The organism is Streptomyces mangrovisoli (assembly GCF_000974985.2).
Lineage (GTDB): Bacteria > Actinomycetota > Actinomycetes > Streptomycetales > Streptomycetaceae > Streptomyces > Streptomyces mangrovisoli.
Genome location: NZ_LAVA02000020.1, coordinates 1 through 18,924 on the forward strand (window position 1 = coordinate 1; position 18,924 = coordinate 18,924).

The following is an 18,924-nucleotide window of genomic DNA, read 5'->3' on the forward strand; positions in this document are numbered from 1 at the left end:
TGCGGCCGAAGGTGTTCTTGTAGAAGTCCCACGTCACGGCGGCGCCGTAGTGCGCGTCCGCGCCCGCGGTGGCCGCGTTCGAGGTGGTGCTGTTGCCCCAGGTGTCGCTGGTCTGGGAGAACAGCGTGCCGGTGCCCGACGTGCCGTGGTTGAGGTTGTACGTCTTGTGGCCGCCGCGCGCGCCGTCGGTGAGGGTGTAGTTGGACCCCGACTGCGTGGTGGTCAGCGTGACCTGGCCGCTGTACTGGGTGTTGCCGACGCCGGTCTCGATGCCCTGGTACCGGTAGAGCTCCTTGCCGGTGGTGGCGTCGGTGACGACGTGCAGCTGGTTGGGCGTGCCGTCGTCCTGGAAGCCGCCGACGACGGTCTCGTAGGCGAGCACGGGGGTGCCCGAGGCCGCCCAGACCACCTTGCGCGGGGCCGCGGCGGACGGCCGGTCCGCGCCGAGCGCCTCGGCGCGCCGTACGGCCTGCTGCCGTGCCGTCGCCGTGGAGACGTCCGGGGTGAGGTCGGCGACGGCGATCGTGGCCTTCGTCGCCCGGACGACCCGCTCGGTGCGGCCCGACGCGGCGGTGTCGACGATCAGGTCACCGCCGAGCACGGGCAGGCCCGCGTAGGTGCGTTCGTAGCGGGTGTGGACGGTGCCGTCGGCGTCCTTGACGACGTCCTTGACGACCAGCTTCTCCTCGGCGCCGAGGCCGAGGTCCTTCGCCGTACGGGCACGGGCGCCGTCCGCGTCGCGGATCAGCTCGGCGCGCTGGGAGGGGGAGAGGTCCAGGGACCGGTGGGCGGCGGACGCGCGGTCCGCGGGGGACCGGTCCGGGGCGGCGGACGCGGCGCCCGACTGGACCGCCGCGGCCAGCAGGACTGTCACGCCGGCCACGGCGACGACGGCCGCGCGGCGGCGGGCGGTACGGGAGGAACGGGCGCCGGGGGCGGTGTCGTGGGGGGAGTTGTCGCGGGCGGTGGTGCCGTGCGATATCGGGGACGCGCCGGTGTGGGGGGTGCGTCTGCGCGAGAAGCTGCTGCTCAACACTGACTCCTTCTGCGTGGCCGCCGGGATCGCGCGGCCAGGGGAGATCCGGGCGACTGGCGTGCCGTCCGGGCAGAACAGGGCGTTGCCTGGTGCCAGGTGCGAGAAGTGCGGGCCCGGGGACAGCCGACGTGATCTGTGGGGTCGCTGTGAGCGGGCTGTGGGCAGAGTGGCAGCAGATCGGTGCATCTGCCAGGTCTGTGACGGGAAGTTGGCCGGAAATCGTTCGTTGTCCGGATGCTCGAATCCGGTATACGGACACGGTGTTCGAGGGGTCGGCTGGGGCCGCGAGGGCCCCGGGCACCCCTGGGAGGCTGGACGGACCGGGCGGCCTAGGCCAGGCTGTCCCGCCACGCGCGGTGCAGGTCCGCGAACCGGCCCGTACCGGCGATGAGTTCGGCCGGTCCGCCGTCCTCCACGATCCGGCCGTGCTCCATGACCAGCACCCGGTCGGCGATCTCCACGGTCGACAGCCGGTGCGCGATCACCACGGCCGTACGCCCCTTCAGGACCGTCGCCATCGCGCGCTGCACCGCCCGCTCCCCGGGCACGTCCAGCGAGCTGGTCGCCTCGTCCAGGATCAGCACCGCCGGATCGGCCAGCAACGCCCGCGCGAACGCGACGAGTTGACGCTGGCCTGCGGAGATGCGGCCGCCCCGCTTGCGCACGTCGGTGTCGTAGCCGTCGGGCAGGGCGCTGATGAAGTCGTGCGCGCCGATCGCCTTCGCCGCCCGCTCGATCTCCTCGCGGCTCGCGTCCGGACGCCCGATGGCGATGTTGTCGGCGACCGTCCCGGAGAACAGGAACGCCTCCTGCGTCACCATGACCACCCCGCGCCGCAGGTCGGCCACGGACAGCTCGCGCAGATCGACCCCGTCGAGCAGCACCCGCCCGTCGGTGGGGTCGTAGAACCGGGCGAGCAGCTTGGCCAGCGTCGACTTGCCCGCGCCGGTCGAGCCGACGACCGCGACCGTCTGTCCGGCGGGCAGCGTGAGGTCGAAGACGGGCAGCACCTCGCCGCCGGTGCGGTAGGCGAAGCGCACACCGTCGAAGACGACCCCGCGGCCCGGCAGCTCGGACGCGGGCTCCGGCAGCGGGCGCGGTGACGACGGCTCCGGCACGGACGGCGTCTGGGCCAGCAGGCCCGCGATCTTCTCCAGTGAAGCCGCCGCCGACTGATAGGAGTTGAGGAACATCCCCAGCCGGTCGATCGGGTCGTACAGCCGCCGCAGATACAGCACCGCGGCCGCCAGCACACCCAGCTCCAGCGTGCCGCCGGCCACCCGGTAGGCGCCCCACAGCACGATCACCGCGACGGCCGTGTTGGCGACCAGCCGCGACCCCACGACATAGCGCGCCATCTCCAGCAGCGCGTCCCCGTTGGTGCGTTCATGGCGCCGGTTCAGCACCCGGAAGGCGTCGTCGTTCTCGGCCTCGCGGCGGAAGGCGCGCACCGGCCGGATGCCGTTCATCGTCTCCACGAACTTCACGATCACCCGGGCGATCGCGGTGGACCGCGCCGTGTACACCCGCCCCGCGCGCCGCTGATAGACCCGCACCAGCAGATACAGCGGCACGAACGACGCCACCGCCACCGCGCCGAGCCCGAGGTCCAGCCAGAGCAGCATCACCGAGATGTAGACGAACGACAGGATGACCGTGATCAGTTCCTGGAGACCCTCGCTGAGCAGCTCGCGCAGCGACTCGACGTCCGTGGTGGAGCGGGAGATCAGCCGGCCCGAGGTGTAGCGCTCGTGGAAGTCGACGCTCAGCGCCTGCGCGTGGCGGAAGATCCGGCCGCGCAGATCGAGCAGCCCGTCCTGACTGACCCGCCCCGAGGCACGGACGAACGCGTACTGCAGGCCGCCGGAGAGCACCGAGCAGAGCAGATAGGCCACGCCCACCGCGATCAGCGGCCCCCGGTCGTCGTGGTCGCGCAGCGCCGGCACCGCCCGGTCGATGGCGTACGCCACCAGCAGGGGGCCCGCCTGCACGGCCGCCTGCTGGAGCAGCAGCAGGACCACGGCCGTGGCCACCCGGGCCCTGAGCGGGGCCAGCAGCGAGCGCAGCAGCTCCGCCGTGGCGCCCGGCCGGGTGGGCAGGACGTCCTGGTCGAAGGGGTCCCCCGGGCCGTCCGCGCGCCGGACGTCGTCCTCGTCGCCGCCGGCCGGGGCGGACGTCGCCGCCGCCGTCCCTGTCGTCGCCGTCATCGGCGGGCCTCCACTTCCCGGGACTCCTCGCCCGACATCAGATGGGCGTACTCGGCGTTGGTGCGCAGCAGTTCCTGGTGGGTGCCCACGGCGGCGATACGGCCTCCGGAGAGCAGGGCCACCCGGTCGGCGAGCAGCACCGTCGAGGGGCGGTGCGCCACGATCAGCGCGGTGGTGTCCGCGAGGACCCGGCGCAGGGCGGCCTCGACGGCGGCCTCCGTGTGCACGTCGAGCGCGGACAGCGGGTCGTCGAGCACGAGGAACCGCGGCCGGCCCACCACGGCCCGCGCCAGCGCGAGGCGCTGGCGCTGGCCGCCGGAGAGGCTGAGGCCCTGCTCGCCGACCTGGGTCTCGGTGCCCTGCGGCAGCGCGTGCGCGAAGTCGGCCTGGGCCACGCCCAGCGCGCGGTCCAGCTCCGCGGCGCCCGCCTCGGGTCCGGCGCCCATCAGCACGTTCTCCCCGACGCTCGCGGAGAACAGGGTGGGCTCCTCGAAGGCCATCGCGACGCTCGCGCGCAGCTCCGCCCGGCTCATCGCGGTGATGTCCTGCCCGTCGAGCGTGATCCGCCCGGCCGTCACCTCGTGCAGCCGGGGGATCAGTGCGGTGAGCGTCGTCTTGCCGCTGCCGGTCGCCCCGACCAGCGCCATGGACTCGCCGGAGCGGATGTGCAGGTCGATGCGGTCGAGGAGGGGCGGGGAGTCCGGCGGGGCGTCGGGGTAGCGGAAGCGGACGTCGTGGAACCGGAGGCCGCCGGTCCGCTGGGCCGCGGGGGCTGTGACCTCGGTGGTCGGCGGGCCCGCGGGGGTTGTGACCTCGGCGGTCGGCCGGCCCGCGGGGGCCGTGACCGGTCGTCGATCGGCCTCGGGTTCGTCGTGGCCGGTCGCGCCGTTGCCCGCGCCCCTTTGGGGCGTCTGCGTCGGGCCCGCCAGTTCCTCCTCCAGGCCCTCGTCCATCACCTCGAAATAGCGTTCCGTGGCCGTCGCCGCCTCCTGGCTCATCGCGAGCAGGAACCCGATCGACTCCACCGGCCAGCGCAGCGCCAGCGCCGTGGACAGGAACGCCACCAGCGTGCCCGCCGACAGGTCACCGTTCGCGACCTGCACGGTGCCCATGACCAGCGCCGCGCCGATGGTCACCTCCGGCAGCGTCACGATCACCGCCCAGATGGCCGCCAGCAGCCGCGCCTTGTGCAGCTCCGTGCCGCGCAGCTGCCCCGACAGCTCGTGGAACGCCCGCGCCTGGCTGCGGTGCCGGCCGAAGCCCTTGATGATGCGGATGCCGAGCACGCTCTCCTCGACGACCGTCGTCAGGTCGCCCACCTGGTCCTGCGCGAGCCGCGCCACGTCGGCGTACTTCTTCTCGAAGACCACGCAGGTGACGACCACGGGCAGCGCCGGGCCGAGGATCACCAGCCCGAGCGTCCAGTCCTGGAGCAGCATGATGACCACGCCCACCAGGATCGTCACCCCGTTGACCAGCAGGAACGTCAGCGGGAACGCGAGGAACATGCGCAGCAGCATCAGGTCGGTCGTGGCACGGGAGAGCAACTGGCCCGAGGCCCACCGGTCGTGGAAGGCGACGGGCAGCCGTTGGAGACGCCCGTAGAGGTCCGCGCGCATCTCCGCCTCGACATGCGACAGCGGCCGCGCCACCAGCCAGCGCCGCAGCCCGAACAGCAGCGCCTCCGCGACGCCGAGCAGCAGCAGGTAGAGCGCGCCGAGCCAGACGCCCGCGGGGTCCCGGTCCGCGACCGGTCCGTCGACCATCCACTTCAGGACCAGCGGGATCACCAGGCCCACCAGGGAGGCGACGACCGCGACGAACGCGGCCGTGCCCAGGCGGGCGCGCACGGGCCGCACATACGGCCACAGCCGCAGCAGGATGCGTACGGCGGAGCGGTCGGGGCGCTCGGCGGGGTCGGGGCGGACGTCTTCCGGGGCGGTGGCATGTGAGGTCGGCATCAGGAGCGAGCCTACGGTTCGCCACTGACATCGCCCACCGAGTTTTAGCCGTACCTGGCTCCGCCGATAGTCCTACGACCTGCGTGTTCGAGCCGCCGTACAGACTGGGGGGCGTGTCTGAAGGCGTGGCCCGGCCCGTGTTGAGGACCCGGCCGGGCCCGCCTCGAGGACCTGGCTCAGCCCGCCTTCAGGAACAGCACCGACCGCCCCGGCACCGTGATCTCCGTGCCCGCCGTGTGGACCGTCGCCGGCGCCGCCGCCTGCTCCTCCCGCGAGGTGTCCACGACCACCTCGTACCGCTCGGCCCACGGCGGGCCCGGCAGCACGAAGCGGGCCGGCGCCGCCCCGGCGTGCAGCACCGCGAGGAAGCTGTCGTCGAGGACCGCCGCGCCCCGCTCGTCGCGGCCCGGGATGTCCCGGCCCGAGAGGTACATGCCGAGCGTCGCGGCCGGGGCGTACCAGTCGCCCTCGGTCATCTCCACGCCGTGCGCGGTGAACCAGGCGAGGTCGCGCAGCCCGTCCGCCGAGTGCGCCCGCCCGGAGAAGAACGCGCGGCGGCGCAGCACCGGGTGGCGGTGGCGCAGCTCGATCAGCCGGGCGGTGAGGTCGGCGAGCGCCCGGCAGCCGGGGTCGTCGAGCAGCTCCCAGTCCAGCCAGCTGATCTCGTTGTCCTGGCAGTAGGCGTTGTTGTTGCCGCGCTGGGTGCGGCCCAGCTCGTCGCCCGCGACCAGCATCGGCACGCCCGTCGACAGCAGCAGCGTGGTCAGCAGGTTGCGCAACTGGCGGCGGCGCAGCGCCCGTACCCCCTCGTCGTCGGTCTCGCCCTCGGCCCCGCAGTTCCACGAGCGGTTGTCGTCCGAGCCGTCCCGGTTGTTCTCGCCGTTGGCCTCGTTGTGCTTGCCGTGGTAGGTCACCAGGTCGCGCAGGGTGAAACCGTCGTGCGCGGTGATGAAGTTGACCGAGGCGTACGGGCGCCGGCCGCCCCACGCGTACAGGTCGCTGGAGCCCGACAGGCGGTAGCCGAGGTCGCGCACGTCCGGCAGCGCGCCGCGCCAGAAGTCCCGTACGGCGCCCCGGTAGCGGTCGTTCCACTCGGTCCACAGCGGCGGGAACGCGCCCACCTGGTAGCCGCCCGAACCGACGTCCCACGGCTCGGCGATCAGCTTGACCCGGCGCAGCACCGGGTCCTGCGCGATGACGGCGAGGAACGGGGAGAGCATGTCGACGTCGTGCATCGAGCGGGCGAGCGCCGCGGCGAGGTCGAAGCGGAAACCGTCGACGCCCATCTCCGTCACCCAGTACCGCAGCGAGTCGGTGATCAGCCGCAGCACCTGCGGCTGCACCACGTGCAGGGTGTTGCCGCAGCCGGTGTAGTCGGCGTAGCGGCGGGCGTCGTCCTGGAGGCGGTAGTAGCCCCGGTTGTCGATGCCCTTCAGGGACAGCGTGGGGCCCAGCTCGCCCGCCTCCGCGGTGTGGTTGTAGACCACGTCGAGGATGACCTCGATGCCCGCCGCGTGCAGCGCGCGGACCATCCGCTTGAACTCGCCGACCTGCTGGCCGGTGGTGCCGGAGGCCGCGTAGCCGGCGTGCGGGGCGAAGTAGCCGATCGAGTTGTAGCCCCAGTAGTTCTTCAGGCCCCGGCGCAGCAGATGGTCCTCGTGCGCGAACTGGTGCACGGGCAGCAGCTCCACGGCCGTCACGCCGAGCCGTGTCAGATGCTCGATCGCCGCCGGGTGCGCGAGCCCGGCGTACGTGCCGCGCAGCTCCTCGGGGATGCCCGGGTGCAGCTTGGTGAAGCCGCGCACGTGCAGCTCGTAGATGACCGAGTCGGCCCACGGCGTCTTCGGGCGCCGGTCGTCCTCCCAGTCGTCGTCATCGTCCACGACGACACCCTTGGGCACGAACGGCGCCGAGTCCCGGTCGTCCCGCACGGTGTCCGCGACCTGCTGGTCCGGCCAGTCCCGGACATGCCCGTACACCTCGGGCGGCAGGCTGAACTCCCCGTCGACGGCGCGCGCGTACGGGTCGAGGAGAAGCTTGGCCGGGTTCCAGCGGGCGCCGATCCACGGGTCCCAGCGGCCCTCCACCCGGTAGCCGTAGCGCTGTCCCGGCCGCACCCCCGGCACGAAGCCGTGCCAGATCTCGTGCGTCAGCTCGGTCAGCCGCACCCGCGTCTCGCGGCCCCGCTCGTCGAACAGACAGAGCTGGACGGCCTCCGCGCCGGCCGCCCACAGCGCGAAGTTGGTGCCCGCCACACCGTCGGGACCGGTCCGGAAACGGGCGCCGAGCGGGGTGGGCGCGCCCGGCCAGACGGGCACGGCGGGCGGCGAGGGGTGCGGCACCGGCCCGTCCGCCGCGACGGCCGGGCGCTCCTCCTCCACTGCCTCTTTCTCGGCTGCGCTGGTCACTGTCCGGCCTCCCGCGGCTCGTGGAACGGCGTGGCAGAGGCCGTGCGGCGGCGGCCCCCGGTACCGAATGCGCGCACCTCGGGGGCGGTTTCGCCGATGCCGGGGAGGCGAGCGTGCCGGGACCCGCGGGTCCGCGCGCGCTCGCCTGCACCGCCACCGGCGCGCACCTTCGGCCCGCGCGCCGCGGCTTCCTGTATGTCGTCCTCCCACTGTTCTGCCCAGACCTTGCGTCGCACTCACGTTTCCCCAGGGCGGGCATGGTCGTTGAGTACGTCGTGAGCTATGCAACTGGGCGCGTTCGGCGCGCGGGGGCCGCGCTGGCCGCCGTACTGACATGGGCAGGACTGCTGGCCGGAGCGGCCGGCTGCAGCGGGGACGGCTCCGCGGGGTCGTCCGTGGACGAGGTCCTCGGCAAGGGACCGGCACCCGCGGACGTCATCCGCGTCACCCCGGACGACGGCAGCCGGGCCGTCAGGCCCGGCACCCGGCTGCGGGTGCGGATCGGGGGCGGGCGGCTGGAGTCCGTCTCGGTGGTCCGGGAGCAGGACGCGCAGCGCACCCCGGTGCCCGGCCGGATCAGCGCCGACGGGCTGAGCTGGCAGCCGGACCGGTCGCGGCTCGCGCTCGCGGCCCGCTACACCGTCGACGCCGTGGCGCTGGACGGCCACGGCCGCCGCTCCGCGCGGCACACCACCTTCACGACGTACGTCCCCGGGAAACGGTTCATCGGGTACGTCACCCCGGAGGACCGGTCCACGGTCGGCACCGGGATGATCGTCTCCCTGGACTTCAACCGGGTCGTCACCGACCGGGCCGCGGTCGAGCGGGCCGTCGAGGTGACCGCCCGCCCCGCCGTGGAGATCCGCCCCCACTGGTTCGGCGGCGGCCGCCTCGACTTCCGCCCCGAGCACTACTGGAAGCCCGGCACCCAGGTCACGGTCGCGCTCCATCTGCGCGACGTCGAGGGGGCGCCGGGGGTGTACGGCCTCCAGGAGCGGACGTACTCCTTCACCGTGGGCCGCAGCCAGGTCTCCCTCGTCGACGCGGCCCGGCACACCATGGAGGTCCGCCGGGACGGCGCCCTGGTGGCCACCGTCCCGATCACCGCGGGCGCGCCGAAGACCACGACGTACAACGGCAAGATGGTCGTGATGGAGATGCTGGAGATGACCCGCATGAACAGCCGCACGGTCGGCTTCGGCGGGGAGTACGACATCCCGGACGTCCCGCACGCCATGCGCCTGACCGATTCCGGCACCTTCGTGCACGGCAACTACTGGGCCCCGGACGCCCCCGGCCATGTCAACGTCAGCCACGGCTGCGTCGGTCTGCGGGACGTGAAGGGCGGCGGCTCCGACACCCCGGCGGGCTGGTTCTTCGACCGCAGTCTCGTCGGCGACGTCATCGAGGTCGTGCACAGCGACGACAAGCAGGTCGCCCCCGACAACGGCCTCGGCGGATGGAACATGACGTGGAAGGCGTGGAAGGCGGGCGGCGCGGGTAGCCGACTTGGTTGAAGTTGCGACGCAACAGTGACAATCACCTGACCCGGAGCTCAAAACCCTGCGGTTAATATGCGCCAATGCGTGCACAGGTCACGCTGGGGTGCGGGCCTGATCAGGCCCCGCGAGGGGAGAACAAGTGAAGGTGCGACCGATATCGGGGGCGTCGCTCGACGCGCGGCGACGGGGACGCACGGGGCGGCTGGCCCTGATATCCGGTGTCCTGCTTCTCGCCGTCACGGCGTGCGGCGGCGGGGGGACGACCTCCGCCACCGGTTCCGGTGACGGCAAGGACAAGGCCACGAAGGGTGCAGCCGCACAGCAGAGCAAGCAGTCGGAGGCCGTTGTCACCATCGCGCCCAAGGACGGCGCCAAGTCGGTCGACACCAGCGGCGCGCTGAAGATCAGCGCCGCCAAGGGCAAGCTGACGCAGGTTCAGGTCAAGAACGCCAAGGGCGCCGAGGTGGCCGGCTCCATCACCGCCGACGGCGCGGGCTGGACGCCGTCGACGCATCTGGCCGCGTCCACCAAGTACACGGTGCACGCGGTCGCCAAGGACTCCGAGGGCCGCGAGTCCGCCGAGGACTCCAGCTTCACGACGCTGACCCCGCAGAACACCTTCCTCGGCTACTTCACCCCCGAGGACGGTTCCACGGTCGGCGTCGGGATGCCGTTCTCCGTCAACTTCACCCGGGGCATCACGCACCCGGACGCCGTGAAGAAGGCGATCCACATCACGACCTCGCCCTCGGTCGACGTCGAGGGCCACTGGTTCGGCAACGACCGCCTGGACTTCCGCCCCGAGAACTACTGGGCGGCTGGCACCAAGGTGACGGTGAAGCTCGACCTCGACGGCGTCGAGGGCCGCTCCGGCGTCTACGGCAAGCAGTCGAAGACGATCTCCTTCACCATCGGGCGCAACCAGGTCTCCGTGGTCGACGCCAAGAAGCACACGATGAAGGTCATGCACGACGGCAAGGTCGTCAAGACGATCCCCGTCACCACCGGCAAGCCCGGCTACGACACCTGGAACGGCCAGATGGTCATCAGCGAGAAGCTCCGGGTGACCCGCATGAACGGCGAGACGGTCGGCTACGGCGGCGAGTACGACATCAAGGACGTGCCGGACGCCATGCGGCTGACCTCCTCCGGCACCTTCATCCACGGCAACTACTGGGGCGGCGGCGCGTTCGGCAACTACAACGCGAGCCACGGCTGCGTCGGCCTCCAGGACGTCCGCGGCGGCGGCGACCGCTCGCTGCCGGCCGGCTGGTTCTACGACCACTCGATGATCGGTGACGTCGTGGTGGTGAAGCACTCCAACGACCGCACGGTCGACCCGGCCAACGGGCTCAACGGCTGGAACATGTCGTGGGACAAGTGGAAGGCCTGATCCCGCAGGCCTTCGGTGCGGCGGCCTGATCCGGCCGCCTGGCGCGACGCGCGGGCCCGGTGCTGTGACCGACAGCACCGGGCCCGCTGTCGTTAGTGGCCGTTAACCTGCCTCCATGACCGTGAATCTCGAAGTCGCCGAGGGTGTCGGCACCCTCCGTCTGGACCGTCCGCCGATGAACGCGCTGGACGTCGCCACCCAGGACCGGCTCAAGGAGCTCGCCGAGGAGGCCACGCGCCGCGAGGACGTACGCGCCGTGGTGATCTACGGCGGCGAGAAGGTGTTCGCGGCGGGCGCGGACATCAAGGAGATGCAGAACATGGACCACACGGCCATGGTCCTGCGCTCCCGCGCCCTCCAGGAGTCCTTCACCGCCGTGGCCCGCATCCCCAAGCCGGTCGTCGCGGCCGTCACCGGCTACGCGCTGGGCGGCGGCTGCGAGCTGGCCCTGTGCGCGGACTTCCGCATCGCCGCCGACAACGCCAAGCTGGGCCAGCCCGAGATCCTGCTCGGCCTGATCCCCGGCGCGGGCGGCACCCAGCGGCTGTCCCGGCTGGTCGGCCCGTCCAAGGCCAAGGACCTCATCTTCACCGGCCGCATGGTCAAGGCAGACGAGGCGCTGACCCTGGGCCTGGTCGACCGGGTCGTCCCGGCCGCCGAGGTCTACGAGCAGGCGCACGCGTGGGCGGCGAAGCTGGCGCAGGGGCCGGCGCTCGCGCTGCGCGCCGCGAAGGAGTCGATCGACACCGGTCTGGAGACGGACATCGAGACCGGCCTCGCCGTCGAACGCACCTGGTTCGCGGGTCTGTTCGCCACGGAGGACCGCGAGCGGGGCATGCGCAGCTTCGTGGAGGAGGGTCCGGGGAAGGCCAAGTTCCTCTGAACTCGCGCGCGCATCAAGGGATGAATCACCCCCGTACCCCTTGCAATTGACGCGATGTCTGATCCGGCCTCCTCGGCGGTGCGGTTTATGGGAGCCTTAAGCAGCCCTTAAGCCTGCCTTGTCGAGGAGGCCCGTCCCTTGCCCGGAAACGAGCCCTTCTCGCAGGTCAGTGACGATTTGACCGGCTCCGAAATGCCATGGGCATATGCCGATCAGATGTCGCGGAACGACGCCTTCCGGGGGGTGTATTCCTCAGGAACGGCCCCCAACGCCCCTTCGGGCGGCCATGATGGGGGCATGGCGGGGCTGGAGGGCATCGAACAGCCGCGGGGAGACGGCCGTGCGACGGCGGCGCGTTGGACGCCCGCGGTCGAGGACGAACGAGCGCTCAAGGCACTTGAGTTGTTCGGCAATCCCACCGAGGCCGAGGTCCCCCTGCCGTCCCGCCCCGAATCCGCCGCCACCGCGCGCCGGCTCGCCCAGGTCGTGGTCCTGCGGCAGTGGGGGCTCACCCCGAAGATGACCGAGGACGCGGTCCTGCTCGTCTCGGAACTGGTGGGAAACGCCGTACGGCACACCGGCGCCCGGGTGTTCGGCCTCCGGATGCGCCGCCGCCGCGGCTGGATCCGCATCGAGGTCCGCGACCCCTCGCGCGGGCTGCCCTGTCTGATGCCGGTCCAGGAGCTGGACATCAGCGGCCGGGGTCTGTTCCTCGTCGACAAGCTCTCCGACCGCTGGGGCGTCGACCTGCTGCCCCGGGGCAAGACGACCTGGTTCGAGATGCGGGTCGCGGACCGCTGACGGGGACGCGTGCCGCGGCCGCTGACGGGACCTGTGCCGCAGGCTGCTGACGGGCCGACGGGACGTGCGCCGCTCGGCGCCGGTCGCCCGGCCAGGCACACGACGAGGCGCCGGACGAGGGCAGGACAAGGCGCCGGACGAGGGCCGCGGGGCCGCCGCCGACCCGCCGGATTCGCCCACACAGGGCAATAGCCGGTTTTCTTACCCATCGCCCCTTAAATGGGTCGGGTGACCACGACCGATCGCCGCGGGGCCCTGCGCGCCGGTGCCGGACTCGTCGCCGGCGGCGCCCTCGCCGCCGGATGCTCCGCCACCGGCCCCGTCACCCACCCCGCGAGCGCGCCCTCCGCGACCTCGCCCTCCGCGTCCGCCCCGGCGCGCGCCGCCGGCCACTCCGTGCCGTCCGGCGCCCGTCCCTCCGGCGGCCCCGCGCCCGCGCCGCGGGCCTTCGCGGGAGCGCCCGTCCAGATCACCCACGGCCCCCGCGACCGCCCCCGCGTCGCTCTCACCTTCCACGGGCAGGGCGACCCGGCCCTCGCCCGCACCCTGCTCACCGAGGCCGAACGGGGCGGCGCCCGCGTCACCGTCCTCGCCGTCGGCAGCTGGCTCGACGAGCACCCCGACATGGCCCGCCGCATCCTCGACGGCGGCCACGACCTCGGCAACCACACACAGCGTCACCTCGCCGTCAACGACATGTCCGAGGCCGACGCCCGCGCCGAGATCACCGCGTGCGCCACCCGGCTCAAGCGGCTCACCGGCTCCGTCGGCACCTGGTTCCGGCCCTCCCGCGCCCCGGTCGCCTCCGCGCTCGTCGTCCGGCTGGCCCACGAGGCCGGTTACCCGCACGTGCTGTCGTACGACGTCGACTCCCTCGACTACACCTCGCCGGGCGCCCCCGCCATCACCGCCAAGATCCTCGCCGAGGCGCGCGCCGGATCCGTGGTCAGCCTGCACTTCGGCTACCCGGACACCGCCACCGCGCTCCCCGGCGTCCTCGAGGAACTCGCCCGCCGCGGCCTGCACGCGGTCACCACCACGGAGTTGCTGAGCTGATGCACCCTTCCCCCACCGCCCGCCTGCTCCTCACCGGCGCCGCCCTGGCCGCCCTCACCACCCTGACCGCCTGCGGCTCGGACGGGCACCCCGCCGCCAAGCCCACGCCCAGGGCGACGGTTCAGCCCCGGGCCCAGAGGCAGGCCGTCCAGGGGCTGCCCGGAATGCCCCCGGTGCTCGACGCGCACGACGTCTACGCCGCCGACCGGGCGGGCCGCCTCTCGCCGGTGGTCAAGGACTTCCCCTCCCGCGTCTACGTCCCCAACACCAACTCCGACACGGTCTCCGTGATCGACCCGGCGACGTACAAGGTCATCGAGACCATCCCGGTCGGCCACCAGCCGCAGCACGTCGTGCCGTCGTGGGACCTGAAGACCCTGTGGGTCAACGACGACCTGGGCAACAGCCTCACCCCGATCGACCCGCGCACCGGCAAGGCGGGCAAGCCCGTCGACGTGCACGACCCCTACAACCTGTACTTCACGCCCAACGGCAAGTACGCCATCGTCATGGCCTCCATGGACCGCGAACTGGTCTTCCGCGACGCGCACTCCATGAAGCGGGTCAAGACCGTGCCGGTCAGCTGTTACGGCGTCAACCACGCGGACTTCTCCGCGGACGGCCGCTACTTCATCGTCTCCTGCGAGTTCAGCGGCGACCTGCTCAAGGTCGACACCGAGGGGATGAAGGTGATCGCCCAGCAGAAGCTCCCGTACGACGGGGCCATGCCGCAGGACGTGAAGATCTCGCCCGACGGCAAGCGCTTCTACATCGCCGACATGAAGGCGAACGGGGTGTGGGTGCTCGACGGCGACACCTTCGCCACCCCGTCCCTCCTGCCCACCGGCAAGGGTGCGCACGGCCTGTACATCAGCCGCGACTCCCGCGAGATGTACATCTCCAACCGCGGCGAGGGCAGCGTCTCCGTCTTCGACTTCGCGCAGAACAAGCTGACGAAGAAGTGGCATCTGCCCGGCGGCGGCAGCCCCGACATGGGCGGCGTCTCCGCGGACGGCAAGGTGCTGTGGCTGTCCGGCCGGTACAACTCCGAGGTGTACGCGATCGACACGAGCACCGGCGAGCAGATCGCCCGCATCAAGGTCGGCAGCGGCCCGCACGGCCTCGCCGTCTACCCGCAGCCCGGCCGCTACTCGCTCGGCCACACCGGCATCTTCCGCTGACCCGCCCGCGCCCGCCCGCCGGGCCGGCGATCCCTCCCCGCCGGGCCGCCCGCGGACCCGCTCAACCGGCCGGGAGCAGCAGCGCCTCCGCGCCCACCGGCCGGTAGCCCGCCGCCTGGAACGCCCGCGCACTGCGGGCGTTGCCCGGCGAGACCTGCGCCCACACGGGTTCGTCGGCGAGGTGCCGGGCCGCCGTCACCAGCAGCCGGCCGAGGCCCCGGTGCCGTACCCCGTCCGTCACCTCGACCGCCACCTCCAGGCGGCCCGCGACCCCGCGTCCCAGCACCACCACACCGCCGTCCGCGGCCCAGGCGCGCACCTCGTCGCGCCGCCGGCGCGCGTAGGCCACGCGCGGGTGGGCCGAGTCCGCGAGCTCCACCAGGTCCAGGGGTGCGGGGCCCGGCAGCGGGGTCCCCACCAGCAGCGCGTCCACCGTGTCGTTCGCGCGCCCGGTGCGCTCCAGCAGGGCCGCGAGAAAGCGGGGGTTGAGCGGCGCGGCCAGCGCGTCGCAGCCCGCCGAGCGCAGCGCGGCCCGCACCCAGCGCGGATCCTCGTCCGTGAAGACGACCGAGTACGCGGTCAGGGCGAGCACCCCGGCGTCCCGGCGCGAGGGCTGCGGCACGATCGCCGTGGTGCCGTCGTCCGGCGGGAAGACACCCCGCGCGGCCGCGTCGAGAATGTCCCGCAAGGTCTCCATCGCGCGCTCCTTGAGTCTCCACCCACTGGAAGGCCCAGACTCGCAGACATGATCGACGACGGCACCGGACTGCTCACCATCGGCGAGCTCGCCCGCGCCACCGGGCTGACCGTGCGCACCATCCGCTACTGGTCCGACGAGGGCGTGCTCGCCCCCGTGACCCGCTCGGGGGGCGGCTACCGGCTCTACGACGCCGCCTGCGTCGCCCGCCTGGAGCTGATCCGCACCCTGCGCGAGCTGGGCCTCGGCCTGGACGACGTACGCCGGGTGCTGGCCGGCGAGCGGACGGTCGCGGAGGTCGCGGCGGCCCATGTGGTGGCGCTGGACGCGCAGATCAGGTCGCTGAAGGTGACCCGGGCGGTGCTGTCGACCGTGGCACGGCGCGGATCGAGCGCGGAGGAGACGACCCTGATGAACAGACTGGCCCGGCTGTCGGCGGCCGAACGGCAGCGCATCGTCGACGAGTTCGTGGAAGAGATCTTCCACGGCCTGGACACGGCGGACCCCTGGGTGCGCGAGCGGGTGCGGACCCTCGGCGTGGGGCTGCCCGACGACCCCACCCCGGAGCAGGTCGACGCGTGGGTGGAGCTGGCCGAACTGCTCCAGAACCCGGAGTTCCGGGCGGCGATGCGGGGAGTGATCGAGTTCAACGCCGCCGACCGCGGCCCGGACACCCCGGCCGGCGCGTCGGCGATGTTCCTGCGCAGGCTGATCGAGCGGGCGGGTGACGCCCGCGAACGGGGGGTGGCGCCGGACTCCCCGGAGGCCGACGCCGTGCTGAGGGAGGTGTTCGGGGAGCACGCCGACCGGTCGGCGGTGCTGCGCCGGATGAACCCCGGTCCCGAGGTGGCCCGTTACCGGGAGCTGTCGATGGCGATCCGCGGCGAGTCGATGCCGCCCCGGCACCAGGAGGAGTTCGGCTGGGTGGTCGAGGCGCTCCGGGCTTGGCCGGGCCGTTAGTCTGACCTGCGGCAGTACCTCTGCACGGCACGAAAAAACGCGACAAAAAGGGGCGGATCGGTGGCTGACATCGAGGCAGCACGCAAGGAGTTCCAGCGGATAGACGCGGACGGCGACGGGTTCATCACCGCGTCCGAGTTCAAGAGCGCGCTGGCCCAGGGTGGCGACTGGAACGTCACCGACACGGTCGCCGAGGCCATCATCGCCGCCCGCGACCTCAACAACGACAAGGTCCTGTCGTTCGACGAGTTCTGGACGTACCTGAACAAGTGACGCGGGGAGGCGGGACCCGGCACGGGTCCCGCCGGGCAGGGGGACCCGGCACGGGTCCCCCTTTTCCGTGCGCTCACGCCGGTGGGCCGGCCGTTCGGTCGACCCGGACCGTCCAGCGGCCGCCGTGCCGCTCCAGGGTGAGCGGCAGGTCGAAGCACTTGCCGACCTGGTCGCTCGTGAGCACCTCGGCCGCCGGGCCCCGCGCGAGCGCGCGCCCGTCGCGCAGCAGCAGCGCGTGCGTGGTGCCCGCCGGGAGCTCCTCCAGATGGTGGGTGACCAGCACCGTCGCCAGCCTCGGATGCGCCTCGCGCAGCGCGTCCAGCGAGCCGAGCAGCTGCTCGCGGCCGGGCAGGTCGAGCCCGGTGGCCGGCTCGTCCAGGAGCAGCAGCCGCGGCCTCGGCATCAGCGCGCGGGCGATCAGGGTCCGGCCGCGCTGGCCCTGGGAGAGCGTGGGCCAGCGGGCCTCGCGGTGCGCGGTCAGCCCGAGGGTGTCGATGAGCCGGTCGGCCTGCGCGCGCTGCTCCTGCGTGGGACGCCAACGCGGCAGCAGCGCGACGGAGTTGGTGAGCCCGGTCAGCACGACGTCCCGCACCCGCAGCGGCTCGGACAGCGGATGACGCGGGTCCACGTGCCCGACATGCGCCCTCAGCTCCCGGACGTCCACCCGGCCGAGCCGGGCGCCGAGCACCTCCACGGCGCCCCGCGTCGGATGGATCCGCGCCCCCAACAGACCGAGCAGGGTGGACTTCCCGGCGCCGTTCGCCCCGAGCAGGGCCCAGTGCTCGCCCTCCCGCACGGTCAGCGAGACCTCCTGGAGGATCGCCCGCCCGTCCCGCACCACGTGCACGTCGTCCGCGTGCAGCACCACGGTCATCGCGCCGCCCGGTTCGCCGCGGACAGCACCGCCCGCACCGAGCCGGTCAGCGGTGACCCGTCGGCCCGGCCCGCGCCCCACACCGCACGGCCGTCGACGCGGCACCTGGCGAAGGTCACCGGGCCGTCCTCGACCAGCTCCAGGACCTCGGTCTTCACCCCGGCGCCGGTCAGCGCGTCGGCGAAGGCGGTCAGCGGTCCCGGGCCGGCGCCCTCGTGGTCGCCGGTGCGCTCGCCGACCCGCAGGGTGCACACGAAGCGGTGCAGACCGGGGGACTCCTCGTGGACGGACCAGTCGTCCAGCGCGACCTCCCCCTCGGCCAGATACGCGGCGGCGAACAGGTCGTACAGCTCGTCGGCGGTCGCCTCCCGGCCGCTCGCGTCCGTCATCTCCTGTACGGCGACGGCGAATTCGGGCCGCATCGGCTCCGGCAGGTCCACGCCGTGCCGGGCGCGCAGCAGATAGGCCGAACCACCCTTGCCGGACTGCGAGTTGACCCGGATCACCGCCTCGTACGTGCGGCCCAGATCGGCCGGGTCGACCGGCAGGTACGGCACCGCCCACGGTGCCTCGCGCTCGGGCACCCCCGACTCGGCGGCCCGGCGCGCGTGTTCGGCGAGCCCCTTGCTGATGGCGTCCTGGTGGGTGCCGGAGAACGCGGTGTGCACGAGGTCGCCGGCGTACGGATGCCGTACGGGCACCGGGATCCGGTTGCAGTGCTCGACCGTCTCCCGCACGGCGTCGATGTCGCCGAAGTCGACCATGGGATCGACCCCTTGGGCGAACAGGTTCAGCGCGAGGGTGACCAGGTCGACATTGCCGGTGCGCTCCCCGTTGCCGAACAGACAGCCCTCCACGCGCTGGGCGCCCGCGAGCACGGCCAGCTCCGCGCAGGCGACGCCGGTGCCGCGGTCGTTGTGCGGATGCACGGACAGGATCACCGAGTCCCGGCGGGCCAGGTGCCGGTGCATGTACTCGATCTGGTCGGCGTAGACGTTCGGGGTGGCGATCTCCACCGTGGCGGGCAGGTTGTGGGTGACCGGCCGGTCCGGGCTCGCGTCCCACAACCCGGTCAGCCCGTCGCACAGTTCGAGCACGAAGTCCGGCTCGGTGAGGTTGAAGGTCTCCGGCGAGAACTGGAACCGCACCCCCGGCGCGTCCCCGGCCCGGCGCGCCATCAGCTCGGCCGCCTCGCGCACGGTCCGCGCGATCTCGGCCCGGTCCCGGCGCAGCACCACCTCGCGCCACACCGGCGAGGTGGCGACGTACAGATGGACCACCGCCCGCTCCATCCCCTCGATCGACTCGAAGGTGCGGTCGATCAGGTCCGGGCGGGCCGGGGTGAACACCACCGGGGTCACGTCCCGCGGCACCGCGCCGCTCGTCACCAGGTGCCGTACGAAGTCGAAGTCGGTCCGGCTCGCGGACGGGTAGCCGACCTCGATCTCCTTGAAGCCCAGCCGGACCAGCAGATCGAAGAGGCGGCGCTTGCGCGGGGTGTCCATCGGCTCGGCGAGCGCCTGGTTGCCGTCGCGCAGGTCGACCGGCACCCACAGGGGCGCGCGCTCCAGCCGGGCGGCGGGCCAGTCGCGGCCGGTCACCGGGACCCGTACGCGGTCGTGGAAGGGGCGGTAGCGGTGGTACGGCATGGGGCTCGGGCGCTGCGGGTTCCACAGCAGGGTCATGGCTGCT

14 protein-coding genes and 1 pseudogene are annotated in these 18,924 nt (G+C 72.8%); 8 read left to right on the forward strand and 7 right to left on the reverse strand.

The genetic code is table 11. The features are described from left to right. From WN71_RS10170 to glgX, 4 genes and pseudogenes are all read right to left on the reverse strand, one after another. A pseudogene (locus WN71_RS10170) lies at positions 1 to 1,033 on the reverse strand (M4 family metallopeptidase); the annotation flags it as partial. A gap of 332 nt (positions 1,034 to 1,365) precedes the next feature. Then, on the reverse strand, positions 1,366 to 3,243 hold the full coding sequence (locus WN71_RS10175; protein ID WP_046582536.1) for an ABC transporter ATP-binding protein: 1,878 nt from the start codon (positions 3,241 to 3,243) through the stop codon (positions 1,366 to 1,368). After that, the gene (locus WN71_RS10180) at positions 3,240 to 5,204 is read right to left on the reverse strand and encodes an ABC transporter ATP-binding protein (protein ID WP_046582538.1); all 1,965 of its coding nucleotides are present in this window, start codon (positions 5,202 to 5,204) and stop codon (positions 3,240 to 3,242) included. Before WN71_RS10180 ends, WN71_RS10175 begins: the two co-directional genes overlap by 4 nt. 176 nt (positions 5,205 to 5,380) lie before the next feature. After that, positions 5,381 to 7,612 (reverse strand): glycogen debranching protein GlgX, encoded by a 2,232-nt coding sequence (gene glgX, locus WN71_RS10185; RefSeq protein ID WP_206300053.1) that lies wholly within the window; start codon positions 7,610 to 7,612, stop codon positions 5,381 to 5,383. Between the two features lie 257 nt (positions 7,613 to 7,869). Here glgX and WN71_RS10190 point away from each other — a divergent pair, with 257 nt between their 5' ends. The 6 genes from WN71_RS10190 to WN71_RS10215 all read left to right on the forward strand — a co-directional run bounded on the left by WN71_RS10190 (position 7,870) and on the right by WN71_RS10215 (position 14,428). Continuing rightward, positions 7,870 to 9,129, forward strand: a complete 1,260-nt coding sequence (locus WN71_RS10190) for a L,D-transpeptidase (protein WP_420856483.1) — start codon at positions 7,870 to 7,872, stop codon at positions 9,127 to 9,129. Positions 9,130 to 9,253: 124 nt separating this feature from the next. Then, positions 9,254 to 10,507, forward strand: coding sequence for a L,D-transpeptidase (locus tag WN71_RS10195; protein WP_107469614.1), 1,254 nt, complete (start codon positions 9,254 to 9,256; stop codon positions 10,505 to 10,507). A 115-nt stretch (positions 10,508 to 10,622) separates the two neighbouring features. Then, the gene (locus WN71_RS10200; RefSeq protein ID WP_046582542.1) at positions 10,623 to 11,390 is read left to right on the forward strand and encodes an enoyl-CoA hydratase/isomerase family protein; all 768 of its coding nucleotides are present in this window, start codon (positions 10,623 to 10,625) and stop codon (positions 11,388 to 11,390) included. Between the two features lie 297 nt (positions 11,391 to 11,687). After that, positions 11,688 to 12,191 carry an ATP-binding protein gene (locus WN71_RS10205; protein ID WP_046582545.1) on the forward strand — a complete coding sequence of 168 codons (504 nt, stop codon included), beginning with the start codon at positions 11,688 to 11,690 and terminating at the stop codon, positions 12,189 to 12,191. A 219-nt stretch (positions 12,192 to 12,410) separates the two neighbouring features. Continuing rightward, entirely contained in the window at positions 12,411 to 13,247 is an 837-nt protein-coding gene (locus WN71_RS10210) for a polysaccharide deacetylase family protein (RefSeq protein WP_046582546.1), read from the forward strand. Continuing rightward, positions 13,247 to 14,428, forward strand: a complete 1,182-nt coding sequence (locus WN71_RS10215) for a YncE family protein (protein ID WP_046582547.1) — start codon at positions 13,247 to 13,249, stop codon at positions 14,426 to 14,428. The genes WN71_RS10210 and WN71_RS10215 overlap by 1 nt, the downstream gene beginning before the upstream one ends. A gap of 61 nt (positions 14,429 to 14,489) precedes the next feature. Here the strand turns inward: WN71_RS10215 and WN71_RS10220 are convergent, their stop codons facing one another. Further along, on the reverse strand, positions 14,490 to 15,125 hold the full coding sequence (locus WN71_RS10220; RefSeq protein WP_046582549.1) for a GNAT family N-acetyltransferase: 636 nt from the start codon (positions 15,123 to 15,125) through the stop codon (positions 14,490 to 14,492). 48 nt (positions 15,126 to 15,173) lie between these two features. On the opposite strand from WN71_RS10220, the gene WN71_RS10225 reads away from it, so the two are divergent. Beyond that, entirely contained in the window at positions 15,174 to 16,085 is a 912-nt protein-coding gene (locus WN71_RS10225; protein ID WP_046582551.1) for a MerR family transcriptional regulator, read from the forward strand. A 60-nt stretch (positions 16,086 to 16,145) separates the two neighbouring features. Next, a complete protein-coding gene (locus tag WN71_RS10230) occupies positions 16,146 to 16,358 on the forward strand; it encodes an EF-hand domain-containing protein (RefSeq protein WP_046582552.1) in 213 nt (70 codons plus the stop codon). A 73-nt stretch (positions 16,359 to 16,431) separates the two neighbouring features. On the opposite strand, the gene WN71_RS10235 is transcribed toward WN71_RS10230, so the two are convergent. Both WN71_RS10235 and WN71_RS10240 read right to left on the reverse strand, forming a co-directional pair. Continuing rightward, a complete protein-coding gene (locus WN71_RS10235) occupies positions 16,432 to 17,232 on the reverse strand; it encodes an ABC transporter ATP-binding protein (RefSeq protein ID WP_046582662.1) in 801 nt (266 codons plus the stop codon). Continuing rightward, a complete protein-coding gene (locus WN71_RS10240) occupies positions 17,229 to 18,917 on the reverse strand; it encodes a 2-isopropylmalate synthase (RefSeq protein ID WP_046582554.1) in 1,689 nt (562 codons plus the stop codon). Before WN71_RS10240 ends, WN71_RS10235 begins: the two co-directional genes overlap by 4 nt. Between the last annotated feature and the right edge of the window lie 7 nt (positions 18,918 to 18,924).

Coding starts and splice junctions, on each gene's coding strand:
- WN71_RS10175 (WP_046582536.1), bottom strand. CDS start 3,243: ATGACGGCGACGACAGGGACGGCGGCGGCGACGTCCGCCCCGGCCGGC.
- WN71_RS10180 (WP_046582538.1), bottom strand. CDS start 5,204: ATGCCGACCTCACATGCCACCGCCCCGGAAGACGTCCGCCCCGACCCC.
- WN71_RS10190 (WP_420856483.1), top strand. CDS start 7,870: ATGGTCGTTGAGTACGTCGTGAGCTATGCAACTGGGCGCGTTCGGCGC.
- WN71_RS10200 (WP_046582542.1), top strand. CDS start 10,623: ATGACCGTGAATCTCGAAGTCGCCGAGGGTGTCGGCACCCTCCGTCTG.
- WN71_RS10205 (WP_046582545.1), top strand. CDS start 11,688: ATGGCGGGGCTGGAGGGCATCGAACAGCCGCGGGGAGACGGCCGTGCG.
- WN71_RS10210 (WP_046582546.1), top strand. CDS start 12,411: ATGGGTCGGGTGACCACGACCGATCGCCGCGGGGCCCTGCGCGCCGGT.
- WN71_RS10215 (WP_046582547.1), top strand. CDS start 13,247: ATGCACCCTTCCCCCACCGCCCGCCTGCTCCTCACCGGCGCCGCCCTG.
- WN71_RS10220 (WP_046582549.1), bottom strand. CDS start 15,125: ATGGAGACCTTGCGGGACATTCTCGACGCGGCCGCGCGGGGTGTCTTC.
- WN71_RS10225 (WP_046582551.1), top strand. CDS start 15,174: ATGATCGACGACGGCACCGGACTGCTCACCATCGGCGAGCTCGCCCGC.
- WN71_RS10235 (WP_046582662.1), bottom strand. CDS start 17,232: ATGACCGTGGTGCTGCACGCGGACGACGTGCACGTGGTGCGGGACGGG.
- WN71_RS10240 (WP_046582554.1), bottom strand. CDS start 18,917: ATGACCCTGCTGTGGAACCCGCAGCGCCCGAGCCCCATGCCGTACCAC.